Origin of the sequence: Synergistes jonesii, assembly GCF_000712295.1 — a bacterium.
GTDB lineage: Bacteria > Synergistota > Synergistia > Synergistales > Synergistaceae > Synergistes > Synergistes jonesii.
Map to the genome: position 1 here is coordinate 1 of NZ_JMKI01000045.1, position 13401 is coordinate 13401.

10 protein-coding genes are annotated in these 13401 nt (G+C 54.7%); 4 read left to right on the forward strand and 6 right to left on the reverse strand.

Annotated elements, in window-relative coordinates; translation table 11 throughout:
* A partial coding sequence (locus EH55_RS10525) for an IS256 family transposase (protein WP_201769372.1) occupies positions 1 to 747 on the forward strand: 747 nt, incomplete at its 5' end.
* A gap of 508 nt (positions 748 to 1255) precedes the next feature.
* On the opposite strand, the gene EH55_RS10530 is transcribed toward EH55_RS10525, so the two are convergent.
* From EH55_RS10530 to EH55_RS10555, 6 genes are all read right to left on the reverse strand, one after another.
* Positions 1256 to 2413: an iron-containing alcohol dehydrogenase gene (locus tag EH55_RS10530; RefSeq protein ID WP_051682834.1), complete on the reverse strand. Its 1158-nt coding sequence runs from the start codon at positions 2411 to 2413 to the stop codon at positions 1256 to 1258.
* A 75-nt stretch (positions 2414 to 2488) separates the two neighbouring features.
* Complete coding sequence (locus tag EH55_RS10535; protein WP_037977641.1) at positions 2489 to 2743, reverse strand: hypothetical protein; 255 nt, start codon at positions 2741 to 2743, stop codon at positions 2489 to 2491.
* 12 nt (positions 2744 to 2755) lie between these two features.
* Positions 2756 to 4471: an aldehyde ferredoxin oxidoreductase C-terminal domain-containing protein gene (locus tag EH55_RS10540; RefSeq protein ID WP_037977643.1), complete on the reverse strand. Its 1716-nt coding sequence runs from the start codon at positions 4469 to 4471 to the stop codon at positions 2756 to 2758.
* Positions 4472 to 4608: 137 nt separating this feature from the next.
* Positions 4609 to 5160, reverse strand: coding sequence for a hypothetical protein (locus tag EH55_RS10545; RefSeq protein ID WP_037977645.1), 552 nt, complete (start codon positions 5158 to 5160; stop codon positions 4609 to 4611).
* A 567-nt stretch (positions 5161 to 5727) separates the two neighbouring features.
* The gene (locus EH55_RS10550) at positions 5728 to 7218 is read right to left on the reverse strand and encodes an aldehyde dehydrogenase family protein (protein ID WP_037977647.1); all 1491 of its coding nucleotides are present in this window, start codon (positions 7216 to 7218) and stop codon (positions 5728 to 5730) included.
* Positions 7219 to 7435: 217 nt separating this feature from the next.
* Positions 7436 to 9571 (reverse strand): glutamine synthetase III family protein, encoded by a 2136-nt coding sequence (locus EH55_RS10555; protein WP_037977650.1) that lies wholly within the window; start codon positions 9569 to 9571, stop codon positions 7436 to 7438.
* A 195-nt stretch (positions 9572 to 9766) separates the two neighbouring features.
* Between EH55_RS10555 and EH55_RS10560 the strand changes: the two genes are divergently transcribed.
* The 3 genes from EH55_RS10560 to EH55_RS10570 all read left to right on the forward strand — a co-directional run bounded on the left by EH55_RS10560 (position 9767) and on the right by EH55_RS10570 (position 13391).
* Positions 9767 to 10807 (forward strand): DUF362 domain-containing protein, encoded by a 1041-nt coding sequence (locus EH55_RS10560; protein WP_037977651.1) that lies wholly within the window; start codon positions 9767 to 9769, stop codon positions 10805 to 10807.
* Between the two features lie 118 nt (positions 10808 to 10925).
* Positions 10926 to 12863 carry an ABC-F family ATP-binding cassette domain-containing protein gene (locus EH55_RS10565; RefSeq protein ID WP_037977654.1) on the forward strand — a complete coding sequence of 646 codons (1938 nt, stop codon included), beginning with the start codon at positions 10926 to 10928 and terminating at the stop codon, positions 12861 to 12863.
* Positions 12864 to 12932: 69 nt separating this feature from the next.
* Positions 12933 to 13391: a YhcH/YjgK/YiaL family protein gene (locus tag EH55_RS10570; RefSeq protein ID WP_051682835.1), complete on the forward strand. Its 459-nt coding sequence runs from the start codon at positions 12933 to 12935 to the stop codon at positions 13389 to 13391.
* Positions 13392 to 13401: the final 10 nt, after the last annotated feature.

A 13401-nucleotide genomic window follows, 5' to 3' on the forward strand; every position in this document is an offset into this window, starting at 1 on the left:
TGGCCAAAAGTATGCAGTCGTCTTTATGGACGCCGTGCATTTCAATGTGAGGCAGGACGGCCGAACGTCAAGAAAGCCGTTTATGTTGCTATTGGGACAAGACTGGACGGGCATCGTGAAGTCCTTGGCCTGTGGGTCGGCGGAAATGAGAGCGCCAAGTACTGGGTCGGTGTCCTTAACGAGATCCGTAATCGCGGCACCGAAGATATTTTCATTATCTCCGTCGACGGCCTGACAGGCTTTGCAGATGCGATAAGCGCCGTATATCCCAAGGCCGAAATCCAGCGCTGCATTGTCCATCAGATCCGTTACACGACAAAATTCGTCTCTTACAAGGACATTAAGGCTTTTATGAATGATTTGAAGGGTGTCTATCAGGCTCCTACACTGGAGCAGGCCGAGGAAGGGCTTGACAGACTTGAAGAGAAGTGGGGCTCGAAATACCCGTCTTCGGTAGCGAGCTGGCGGAACAACTGGCCTCAGTTATCCGCTTATTTCAAGTATCCCTATGAGCTGCGCCGGATGATCTATACGACAAACCAGATCGAGAACTACAACCGGCAGCTCAGGAAAGTGACAAAAACACGTACGATCTTCCCCTCAGACGACGCCCTTTTCAAGCTCCTTTATCTTGCGACGATGGACATCACTGAAAAGTGGACCGGCAGGGACAGGGACTGGAGTAAAATTCTGTCACAGCTGTGCATTTACTTTGAGGAACGCATAGAACCCGGAGATCTGGAATAGCCCTAAACGCCTATAAGAAAAGTCCGGGCTGCAGTCCATTGACAGCCCGGATAGCGTATGTCATTATGGTGATACTGAAGCAGTAACGGTAACCCTTTGATGTCTTACATCGATCCAGGGGCAAGGGGTTTACACAGAATAAGTTACACTACCTGTTTAACTTGCTTTTCAGCACAGCCTGTATTTGGCAAAAGAACGCCTTCTGCCCTGTTCGTAGTTCTGCGGCTTGATGTAGGCATGTATCTGTTGTGTTCCAGCAACCTGACAAAATCGCCCTCTGGAATAAAAGCCTTTATATCTCCCAGGGGAAGACGCACAGTTAATAACACGGCGCGTTTACTGTACGGTCCCTGTGTGAGAATTTGTGATTTCATATGTCTAAATTCCGCACGAAGGCCCGGACTTTTGCGGGCCCGGGCCGTGCTTTACTTGAAACTTTTTCGGACTGTACTTATTTCCTTAGTGCAACAGCCCATTTTTACCTACAGTATATGATTTAACAGTTGACTTATGCTACACCGAAGATCTTTTTGAGAAGCATCTTTGCGGCATCAAACGTCAGGGGTTGCACGGAGAAATTGCCGCACGCTTCAACCGAAACTGCTTCGGCGACTTCGTCAAGACGCGAGAGGTCACAGTTCCAAGTTTCGATCGGTGGAATACCTATGCGATCGTTGAACGCTTTGTAGACCTCGCAGACCTTCTCGCCGATCTGTTCGGGCGTCTCGTTCCCTTTGAAGGTCGCGCCCAACATCTCGGCTATCTTTTTGATCTTGCCGGGACAAGTGGGGGCTATCCAACGAAGCACTTCGGGATCGGCATACGCACATGCGGCGCCGTGAACCATACCGTATTTAGCACCCAGAGTGTGTGCTATGGAGTGCCCTGCGTGCGCAAACGCAAGCGACAGACACCAGCCTCCCATAGAGGAGGCTATGCCCATGTTTTCTCTGGCTTCGATGTTTTGGCCGTTATCCACCGCTTGAGGTAACCACTCGTAAACTACAGAGATAAATTTTTCGGATATAAGCTCATTTAGCTTTGTAGAAACGTTGGTGGTATAAGACTCCACAAGATGTGCAAGCACGTCGCTGCCTGTATAAGCCGTAAGCTTCTTGGGCATTCCCATCATAAGCTCGGGATCGATCACACAGAACTCCGACATGGCGTTGTAGCACACAAGCAGATTCTTTATATGAGTTTCGGGATCGCTTATGATAAGGCCGTTTGAGACCTCACTTCCCGTGCCGGCTGTCGTCGGGATCGTAATCAAACCGGGCGAACGTCCAATCACGTTTTCAGGGTTGGCGTATCTGAGTATGGGGCCTTCGTTGAAACGCAATATGTTAATACCTTTCGCGGTATCTATGCTACTGCCGCCGCCTACGGCAATAACGCAGTCGCAGCCGGATTTTTCAAAGACCTTGAAGCCTTCGTCCACGAGATAGGACGGGGGATCGGGAATGACCTTGTCGTAAAGCTCATAGCCAATACCCGAGGCTTCGAGCCCTTTAGTCACTTTATCCACTATGCCCGCGCCCTTTACGCCGCTATCATACACGACGAATGCCTTCGTATAGTTACCGTCTTTGACCACTTCTCCTATTTTTGCAACTGCACCTACACCATAAAGAACCTTAACCGGCTGATGAAAAGTGTAAAACATTTTTTGCTCTCCCCTCGTTTTAAGTATTTTGTATTATTCAGGCCGAACTCCGGCTTGAGTCAATGTAAACGTCGACTATCCTCCCGCGGGAGGCGGGGAAAAGAGGCAGAGCTCTTCTTCATCGCCGACGCTGGCATCCATATCGGTTTGCGCCTTGCCGTGAAGGCTGTAAAACGCCACGTTGTTGATAGGAATATCCAGGATGCCGCATATATCCCTTACAGTCACACCCCCGCCGCATTCGAGGGACACTCCTGTCTCCGAGTTATAAAAACCTTTCTTTTTCTCATAGATGAATGGCAATGCTGAATAGAGCTTTACGGTTATCACTTTGTTTACCTCCTAAAAGGGGAACACACTCTTAAGTTCTTCATCCGTTAAGTCGAAAACGGCGCCTGTCACGTCGTTAGGTTCCGTGCAGAAGAAGTCAGGCAATTTGTCTTTTGAAATACCCATCGCGCGGTTATACTCCAGCTCCAACCTGATGGTTTCCACTCCGAGACCCATCATCCTGTCAACATCCCACGATTCACCCGTCAGTGCGGTAAGCATATCGGCAAGCGCCACGGCATATTTGGGGTCATCCGCCGTGCAGAAGCTTGCAAATATGCAGATGCCTATGCTGTCCATGGTGCACATGGCTACCTGAATGCCGAACGAGGCCTCGGGTGTGCCCGTTTTATCGATGGGGTTCAGATTTGCTGCGCCAAGTAGATTTCCTGAGGTGTGATCCGCGCCTTGCGGACAGGTGGCGTACGTTACGCCAGTACCTTTGAGTGAGCGGGGGTCATAGCCCGCTATGGCCTGCCCTTTTACGGTGGGAATGCGCTTTACTCCAAGGTGTTTGCCTACGCTTTCTGCTCCATTGCCTAGTATCGCACCGAACTCCGTTCCGTCGTTGACCTCCTGAAGCATCGCAATCGCCGCCTCAGCGTCTCCGAAAGAGGCCTTTCCGCCCTCCATTGCCACGCCTATACCTGCGCCAATATCCATGGTGTCAAGGCCTATATCGTCGCACATATAATCCATTTTGGCGACAATATCGGCGTCACCGATGCCACAGTTCGAACCGCAAAGGGCAAGGGTTTCATATTCGAGTCCCGAGGTCACATATTTTCCGTTCTCGTCGACATATTCGTTGGAACAATGGATAATGCAGCCGGGGTTGCAGGCGTGCCCTACTCTTCCGCCGCGTGCCGCCATTTTCTCGGCTATATATTCACCCGAGAGTTTTTTGACGCCGTCAGAATCAAATTTTGAAGATGAGTAGTTGTTGACTGGTAGCATCCCGAACATATTGACGGGATTCACAAGCACCGCGGTACCTAAGTTTGGCATACCCACACCCGAGTTGGGATTTGCGCGCACACCCTCCACAAAAACCTTATGCGCAGCTAAGAAAGCTTCTTTGTTCGCATAAGTGACCGCGCTGAAGCCGGTAGGAGGATCTATTACTATGGCTTTCAAACCTTTGGAGCCCATGACAGCACCCATGCCGCCGCGTGCGGCCGCGCGGCTGGGATAACCGTTTGTGCTGGTGACCTGTACGGAGGCCGCTTTATAGCAGCGCTCGCCCGCAACGCCTATGGAAAGGATTCCAGATTTGGGGTCAAAGCGCTTTTTAAGGAGCTCTGAAAGCTCATAGTTGTTCTTGCCTACGTATTCCAACGCGTCTATAAATTCGATACCATCCGCGTTGACCTTTAGCAGATACCATTCGCCTTTTTTAGCACAATCATCGATGATGATAGCTTTTACGCCAATACGGCAAAGTTGCTGCGAGACGATTCCACCTGCGTTGGACTCTTTGAGCGTTTGGGTAAGAGGGCTTTTCCCGCCTATGGATATTCTTCCGGTAGAGGTGCAGATCGTACCGCCCAAAAGCCCTGGGCAGATAATCAACTTGTTTTCTTTACCCAGCGCGTCAATATCCGGCTTGGTCTCATCCACCATAATGCGCGTTATAAGCGCCCTTCCTCCTAAACTGGCATAGGCCTTGGGTACAGCCTCTTTTTTGACGGTTTTATTTTCCATGTTTACTCTGAAAATAAATGCCATATTTTTTACCCCCTCATAATTAAATAGTGCAAGCCAAGCAAGAAGTATCAGTTCTTGTACAACGCATGCAACCACTTGGACTGGTAATTCTTATTCTCTTAAACACCCACTGCGTTCACCATAAGCGGTTTATTGTTTTATTCGGCGAAATCTTTCATTCCGGCGTATACCTCTCTAAGCACGTTGACCATAATAGATATGACTACAAGCAGACATGTCCAGCCGCCTATAACTGTGAGAATAGGCACTCCCAGCATGAAGCCGAAGGCTGAGGTTAAGAAGAACACGTCGGTTGCCAACATAAACAAAGCATTGAACAGCCCCATTTTAAGGAAAGGTTTTGTAAAACCTATCATGAATATACCCATCACCAAAAATACCACGCCGTCACATACAGCGGTGTTTATGGACGCTTCGGGATAGGCCAGCTTTAAGAAATTACTTATTGAGCCCAGCCACATAAACGCGCTGAAAGCCATAAGCATATTACCGAGCAATATATTGTTTTTCTTGAGCGATACCAGTCCGGCCGAAAGCTGCACGGTTGCGCCGCCCACGCCTAACGCCACCAGGATAACAAATCCCGTGGGAGAGGTCTCTAGCCCTGTGAAAATGGGGAACAGGCCGCCAAGATAGAAAGCGAGAACCATGCTTCCTGCAGGCCCCGGGCTTGCTAATTTGTTATTCATTACTTCCGCCTCTCCTTTAAAAACTTAATAAAACGCGCTTAACTTTAAATAAATTTTAATAAATTTACTATAAATATTTTTTAACCTTTTAATACACATATTTTGCGCTAATAGTATAAATTATATATATATTTTAATCAAGCCCTAAAATACATTTTGAATCATATGAAAATATTAAAGATTTTGACAATTATTCTGCCAATACCCCCATAAAACCTGTTATAAGCTTACTTTTTATCAATTTTTTTTGATAATTATAAAATTAAGTTATAAATAGAAAGAAATATCTACGGCTAATCTCTTAGTAGGGTTATTTTGTTCAAGACAAAAGCTACAGAGGCTGGGCGCCGCAAAAATGGAACCGGTTTTTGACGCTTATTTCCCCCCATACTCCTTGTTTAAGTAACTCTTTAGGATTGGTCTTATACTTACGATTATTCACAGCATGCTATCCAATGGGATTATATCAGCTATCGCCTTAAAGTAACTTCATTTATATTGCTTACTAACGAGCGACGGGGGCGCCCCGCTTTCGCGGAGCGCCCCCGTCGCGTAAGCGCGGCGCTTTTACTTTTCGGGGTAGAAGCCGCTCGGGGCTTCGCTCAGGTTGATCATTATGTTCTTCATCTGTGTGTAGTGTTCGAGGATGACTTTGTGCGTCTCGCGTCCGATGCCGCTCGCCTTGTAGCCGCCGAAGGGCGCGCCCGCCGGGATCGAGTTGTAGGTGTTGACCCACATACGTCCCGTTTCGATACCGCGGCAGACCCTCACAGCGCGGTTGATGTCGCGCGTCCACACCGCGCCTCCGAGTCCGTATCCGTTATCGTTCGCCATAGCGATGGCTTCTTCCTCCGTTTTGAACTTGATGACGACCGCGACGGGACCGAAGATTTCTTCCTGCGCGACCTTCATCTCGTTCTTTACGTCGACGAGGAGCGTCGGCGCGTAGAAGCTGCCGTTCGCGAATTCGCCCTCTGTGAGAGGATGCCCGCCGCAGGCGATCTTGGCGCCTTCCTTGAGCCCTTCGTCCACGCATTTCTGAATCTTCTTGACCTGGTTCTTGTCGATCTGGCTGCCCATCTGCGTATCTTCCTTCCACGGCATGCCGACCTTCACCCTGTTGAAGGCCTTGACTGCGTCCGTGATGAATTTGTCGTAGATGTCCTCATGGACGAATACGCGCGAGCCGGCGCAGCATACCTGCCCCTGGTTGAAGAGGATGCCGAGCTGTAGGCCGTCCATCGCCATATCCCATTTGCAGTCCGGGAAGTAGATGTTAGCGGATTTCCCGCCGAGTTCGAGCGTCGACGGGATGAGCCTTTCAGCGGCCGCCTTCGCGACGTCGCCGCCGATCTCCGTCGAACCGGTGAAAGCCAGCTTGCGGAAGCCCTTGTGTTCGAGAATGTACTGCCCCGCGCGCGAGCCCTTGCCCGTGAGGACGTTGAAGACGCCCGGCGGCAGGAGATCGCCGATGAGGCGCGCGAATTCGAGCACCGATAGCGGCGTCAGGCTGGAGGGCTTGAATACCGTGCAGCAGCCGGCCGCGAGCACCGGCGCGAGCTTCCACGCCGCCATCAGGAAGGGGAAGTTCCACGGCACGATCTGGCCGACTACGCCGATCGGTTCGCGGAAGATAAGCGACATCGTGTTGCCGTCGAGCATCGTCGCGCTTCCCTCTTCGGTGCGCACCGCTCCGGCGAAATAACGGAAGTGGTCGGATGATAAGGGGACGTCGATCGCCATCGTTTCGCGGATCGGCTTGCCGTTGTCCATCGACTCCACCATCGCGAGGTGTTCCTTGTTCGCGTCGATCACGTCGGCTATCTTTATGAGGATATCCGCCCGCTGCGCCGGGTCTACGTTTTTCCAGCTCTTCCACGCTTCCCAGGCTGCGGATACCGCAAGATCGACATCTTCGCGCGTCGCCTCCGCGCATTCCGCAAGCAGCTCGCCGTCGGCGGGACAATATGTTTTGAACGTCGCTCCGTCGGACGCCGGCCGCCATTCTCCGTTGATAAACAATCCATACTGCTTCTGCAGTTCCGCTTTCTTGCTCATCAAGATACGCCTCCTTAATGTTATTTAAGACACAAAAATATAAAACGTATCAAATCGTTTATGATACATCCCTTATTTTCTGAAATTATACCATTAACTTGGCAAAATAAATCGCCATAACGCGAGAAGACCGTGAACATTAGTAACGTAAAAGAATAAAAATCAGCGGCCTCCGCGAAAATCGCCGGGGCCGCCGTCAAACGATCGCCGCAGGGCGCTACGCCGAAAGAGATAGGAGGTTGCGGTAGTTCGGATATGGCATTATCTCGTTCGAAAGGTAGACCTCGACAGAGTCCGCGCTCCTGCGAATCTCCGCCATCAGAGGCACGGCGGAGTCCACTATCGCGTCCGCGTGCTCGCGCGTCGTCATCGCCGCCATCCTCTCGCGGAGCTTCGCGAGCTCCTGCGTCTGTTTGATGAGCTTTATCTTTGACGCCGCTAGGTGCGAGAGGATTTGCTTCCACCCATCAGTCCCCTCCGTTCCCAGCTCTTCGGCGGCAGCGCAGGAATCGCGTTCGAGTATCAGCTGCTTCGATATCGCGGGCAGTATGCCCTCCCACACCATGTCGCGAAGCACGGACATCTCTATTTCGATGTTCTTCACGAAGTTCTCCAGCTTGATCGTGTGAAACGCTTCGAGCTCCTTCTTCGTGAAGACGCCCATCTCTTCGAGCATTTTTACCGTCGAGGGCTCCATGAAGAGGTCGATGCCCTGCGGTATCGTGCGCGCCTTTACGAGGCCGCGCCCCTCCGCTTCCTTATGCCATTTCTCCGTGTAGGCGTCCCCCTCGAAGCGGATGTTGCGGCTCATCTCTGAGACTTCGCGTATCGTCTGTATCGCCGCTTCGACCGCGTCTTCCCCGTCGTCTATGCGTTTTTCGAAGAGCTTTATGAATTCATCGAGCCCGGCGGCCCACACGGAAAGCAGCGCCATGACGGGCGTCGCCATCGCCTGAGAGGCGCCCGGCGCTCGGAATTCGAATTTATTTCCGGTGAAGGCGATCGGGCTCGTGCGATTCCTGTCGCTGTCGAAGGCGACGATGTCCGGCAGCTTCGGGAGCCCGAGGTCGAGCGTGCCCTTCGCCGGCCTGACGCTGTCGTCGCCGTAGCCCTCTTCGATCGCGCGGATCATGCCGGCGACGGTCTCGCCGAGGTAGACGCTGATGATGAACGGAGGCGCCTCATGCCCGCCTAAGCGGTACATGTTGCCTGGCGTCGAAACGGAGGCCTGGAGCAGCCCGAAGTGCCTGGAAACGCCCAATATGAACGAGGAGAGGAAGGAGAGGAATATCACGTTCCTCCTGTGGTTCGTCGACGGCTTCAGCAGGTTGCGCCCCTCGCTGTCTTCGAAGGAGAAGTTTATATGCTTGCCGCTGCCGTTCATCTCCTGGAAGGGCTTTTCGTGGAAGAGCAGGCGGAGCTCGTGCTCGCGCGCCATTTTGCGCATCGTCTCCATTATTAGCTGATTCTGATCGCAGGAGAGGTTCGCTTCGGTGAATTTCGGCGCGAATTCGAACTGGCAGCGCGCCGCTTCGTTGTGGCGCGTCGCTATGTCTACGCCGAGGCGCGCTAAGTCGCGCTGCACGTCTTCCATATACGAAAGCACGCGCGCCGGTATGGCCCCAAAGTAATGGTCTTCCATTTTCTGGTCGCGGGGCGGCGGCGAGCCCACGAGGGTGCGGCCGCAGAATCTTATATCGGGGCGCTTCTGCGCGCGCGGGCGGTCGAGGAGGAAGAATTCCTGCTCGGCCCCGACCGTAGCGTGCACGTAGCGGACGCCGCGGTTGCCGAAGAGCTTCAGCATCTTCATAGCGCGGCTCTCCGCAGCCTGCATCGCGCGGAGCAGGTATGTCTTGAGGTCGAGCGGAGAGCCGTCGTAGGCTAAGAATACCGACGGGATGCAGAGCGTGCCCCCCTTTTTAGAACGGATTATGAACGCAGGGCTCGTCGGGTCCCACGCGGAGTAGCCGCGCGCCTCGAAGGTGCTGCGCGTGCCGCCGGAGGGAAAGGAGGAGGCGTCCGGCTCGCTCTGCATCAGGTCCTTGCCGCGGAAGGAGTTCAGCGGGTTGCCGTTTTCGTCGGCGGTGAGGAAGGCGGCGTGTTTCTCGGCGGTAGTCTCCGAGAGCGGGTGGAACCAATGCGCCCAGTGGTCGGCTCCTTTCGATACCGCCCAGTCCTTCATAGCGAGGGCGACGGTGTCGGCGACGCTGGAATCCAATTTCTGCCTGCCCTCTATCGCGGCGGCGAGCATTTCGTAGACGTCTTTCGGCAGGCGCTGCTTCATCTCCCTGCGGTCAAAGACGAGCGAGCCGTAAATATCTTTCATCTTAGGGTACTCTTTCGCTTCCGGCATTTCATAAATCCCCTCTTCTCGCGCGTTTTTAACAATAGGGAGGTTATACTGCTATTTAAGCGAAAAATCAAGCGGTTTTTGGCGCTTAATTTCATATAAATGCGGCATAAAAATATTTTTTTCGGAAGCTATGCCGCCTTGCCCGTCGGATATAATAAATGTGTCTTGAAAAAATAATTTTTCGCGGTGAGGGATATGTCGAGGGTATATTACAGGAAGACGGATGAGAGTTTTACGGAAGAAGAGCTTTCTGCGGCGGCGCGGCAACTGCTGGAAGCGGTCGTCGAACGCGAAGCCGTGGCGCTGGAAAAGAGAATCGCCCTGAAGGTACACTTCGGCGAGGAGGGGAACGCGACCTACGTAAAGCCGGCGTGCTTCAACGGCATTATAGACCTCCTCGTGGAGCGCGGCACCGAAGCGGCCTTCATGGACACCTCGGTGCTATACGCCGGGCCGCGGAGGAGGCGCGAAAGCCATACCAGGCTCGCACTCGCACACGGCTTCACGCGCCTGCCGGTCGTGATAGCGGACGGCGAAGCCGGCGAGCATTTCGACGAAGTCCCGATAAACGGCCGCCATTTCAAAAGCTGCAAAATCGGCGCGGAGTATCGGAAGTACGCTCAGATGATCGTCATAGCCCACTTCAAGGGGCATAGGCTCGCCGGCTTCGGCGGCGCGGTCAAGCAGTTGTCGATGGGCTGCGCCGCGAAGGGAGGCAAGCTCGCGATGCACATGGGGATAAAGCCCTACATAATAAGCTTCCTCTGCAAGCGCTGCGGGCTCTGCGCCGCGAACTGTCCGCCCCAGGCGATAAGCGCCGGCGGCAGTGTGGCGGTCGACGGCGAAAAGTGCATAGGCTGCGGCGCCTGCTTCGCGCTCTGCCCGAACAGGGCCGTGTCGATATACACGCCGAAGAGCGTCTGCTTCGCGCTGCTCAGACGCGGCGACTTTTACGAGCGCCTCGCCGAATACGCATACGCCGCTCAGCGCGGCAGGCGCAACGTCTATATAAACTTCGCGGTGAACATCACGGCGAACTGCGACTGCGTCTCGAAGAAGATGACGCCCGTGATGCGCGACATCGGGATATTCGCCGGCGCCGACGCCGTAGCGGTAGACAGCGCCTGCTGCGCCGCCGCGCAGGCCGCGGGGCACGGATTCAAAGGGACGGAGCAGCTGCGGTACGCCGAAAAGCTCGGCCTCGGAAGCACGAGCTACGAACTCGTAGGCGTTTAGCGCGGCTTTCGCGAAGCGCTTCGCGCGGAAAAAACCACCGCCCGCGGCGTATTTCCATAAAACGCCGCTCAACTTATAATAATAAAGCCGCACCGCGGCGAAAGGACAGCGGCTGCTGATGATAGAGATAAGGGATTTGAAAATACATTTCGGCGAGCAGGAGGTTTTGCGCGGCATCGACTGGTTCATAACGCCCAAGAGCCGGATAGGGCTCGTCGGAGACAACGGCGCCGGCAAGACGACCTTGCTGCGCGCGCTGACGGGGGCCGCGGATTACGAGGGGACGATCTCCATGCCGAAGGGGCACGCCGTCGGCTATCTTCCGCAGGACCTCGTGGAGATAAAAGAAATGCCGCTGATGGACTATCTGAAGGAAAGCGCGGGGCTCTCGGAGCTCTCGCGCCAGCTTGCCGACTGCGAGCGCAGTATGTCCGGAGCGGAGGCGGCGGGCGGGGGGCTCCGCGCGCTCCTCTCGCAGCACGAAAGGCTGCAGCGCAGCTTCGAGGCGAAGGGCGGTTTCGAATTCGAGATAGAGGCGAAGCGGGTGCTTCACGGCCTCGGCTTCGCGCCCGAGCGCGACGCCTCCCGCGTCACCTCCGAGTTCTCCGGAGGCTGGAAGATGCGCGTCGCGATGGCCGCGCTGCTGCTATCCCGCTCGGATATAATGCTGCTCGACGAGCCGACGAACCATCTCGACACCGAAAGTATGGAGTGGCTGGAGTCGTGGCTGCGCGACTACCAGGGCACGATAATCGCCGTCTCGCACGACAGGCGCTTTCTCGACAACGTCGTCACCTCCGTCGCGGAGCTCGCGAACGGCAGGCTGAACCTTTACTCCTGCGGCTACGAAAAATTCCTGACGGAGCGCGAGCAACGCCGCGCGCGCCTCGAAGCCGAGCGCGAACAGCAGAAGGAAAGAATAGAGGATATACAGCGCTTCGTCGAGCGCTTCCGCTACAAGGCGACGAAGGCGAGGCAGGTGCAGAGCCGTATAAAGCAGCTTGAAAAGATGGAGCTCACGGAGCTCGAAGGAGCGCCCAGGAACGTGAACTTCCGCTTCCCGGAGAGCCCGCGCAGCGGCCGCGTCGTCGTGAGCGCCCGCGGCCTCGCGAAGCGCTACGGCGGCGACACCGTCTTTTCCGATGTGGATCTGACGATAGAGCGCGGGGAGCGCGTCGCGCTCGTCGGCGTGAACGGCGCGGGAAAATCGACGCTGATGCGCCTTTTGAATCAAAGCGAAGCGCCGACGGCGGGGAGGACGGAGCTCGGCCTCAACGTAAAAAAAGCCTACTTCTCGCAGGAGAGCGCGCAGAACCTCTACTACGGCCGCAGCGTGTGGCAGGAAGTAAACGACGCCGGTTCGAAGCTGCTCGAGGGCGATAAGAGAAATCTGCTCGGAGCCTTCCTCTTCTCAGGCGACGACATATATAAGCCGGTCTCGGTGCTCTCCGGCGGGGAAAAGTCGCGTCTCGGGCTGCTGAAGATGCTGCTCTCCGAATCGAACCTGCTGATACTCGACGAGCCGACGAACCATCTGGACTACTCGACTAAGGAGCTTTTCCAGAAGGCTCTGCTGCGCTACGGCGGAACGATATTGATCGTATCGCACGACCGCGCGTTCCTCGACGACCTCGTCACGCGCGTCGTGGAAATTCGCGGCGGGCGCCTCTACGACTACCGAGGCAACTACTCGCGCTTCATCGAAAAGCGCGCCGAAAGGGAGCGCGAAGAGCAGAGCGGCGACGCGGCGAAAAAAAGCGGCGCGCCCTCCGAGAACAGGAGCAGGGAGCGGAAGCGCGCCGAGGCTGAGGAGCGCAATAGGCTCTACCGCGCGAAGAAAGAATTCGCCGAGCGCTTGGCGGAGTGCGAAAAGGAAATAGCCGAGAAGGAAGCCCTCAAAGAGGAGATAAGCGCGCGGCTCTGTTCGCCCGAGCTGCTCTCCGATTCGGCGAAGATACAGGGCCTTATGATAGAGCTGAAAGACACCGAAAACCTTCTCAAAAAGCTCTACGGCGAATGGGAAGAGCTCGGAACAAGGATCGAAGCGATAAAATAAGCCGTTTGACTAAAGAATGGGCAGATTTTATCATAATATCGTCTTAGATTTCGCAGGGGCGGTGAAATAATGATCTACGACACCATCGACAACTTTATCAAAGAGCTCCCTAAATTCCTGCCGCGCGCGGCGGAGCTCTCCGCCTTTCTTGCCGCGGCGCGGGAGAAAAGCTTCGACGAGCTGGAGGGCGCGGATTTTTCCCCGCTCGATCTGCGCTTCGGCGAATACGACACGAAGCCGGCGGAAGAGATACCCTTCGAGGCGCATAAGAGATATTGGGACCTACAGATAGTCGTAGAGGGCGAAGAGCTTATCGGCTATGCGCCGCTTGAAAGCCTCTCACCGAAGACACCCTACGACGAAGAAAACGACGTGGCGTTTTACGAAGGAGAAGGGCAGGAGTTGAAGCTGGCGCGCGGCTTGGCGATCCTGCTTGCGCCGTGGGAGGGGCACCGCCCCGGAACAAGCGCAGGAAAAACGCCGCGGCACGTCAGAAAGATAGTCGTGAAACTGCCCTGGCGGCCTTAGCTGAAGGAGC

Bases quoted from the DNA above. Each gene is read 5' to 3' on its own strand.
- EH55_RS10530 (WP_051682834.1), bottom strand. From the start codon at position 2,413: ATGTTTTACACTTTTCATCAGCCGGTTAAGGTTCTTTATGGTGTAGGT.
- EH55_RS10540 (WP_037977643.1), bottom strand. From the start codon at position 4,471: ATGGCATTTATTTTCAGAGTAAACATGGAAAATAAAACCGTCAAAAAA.
- EH55_RS10545 (WP_037977645.1), bottom strand. From the start codon at position 5,160: ATGAATAACAAATTAGCAAGCCCGGGGCCTGCAGGAAGCATGGTTCTC.
- EH55_RS10550 (WP_037977647.1), bottom strand. From the start codon at position 7,218: ATGAGCAAGAAAGCGGAACTGCAGAAGCAGTATGGATTGTTTATCAAC.
- EH55_RS10555 (WP_037977650.1), bottom strand. From the start codon at position 9,571: ATGCCGGAAGCGAAAGAGTACCCTAAGATGAAAGATATTTACGGCTCG.
- EH55_RS10560 (WP_037977651.1), top strand. From the start codon at position 9,767: ATGTCGAGGGTATATTACAGGAAGACGGATGAGAGTTTTACGGAAGAA.
- EH55_RS10565 (WP_037977654.1), top strand. From the start codon at position 10,926: ATGATAGAGATAAGGGATTTGAAAATACATTTCGGCGAGCAGGAGGTT.
- EH55_RS10570 (WP_051682835.1), top strand. From the start codon at position 12,933: ATGATCTACGACACCATCGACAACTTTATCAAAGAGCTCCCTAAATTC.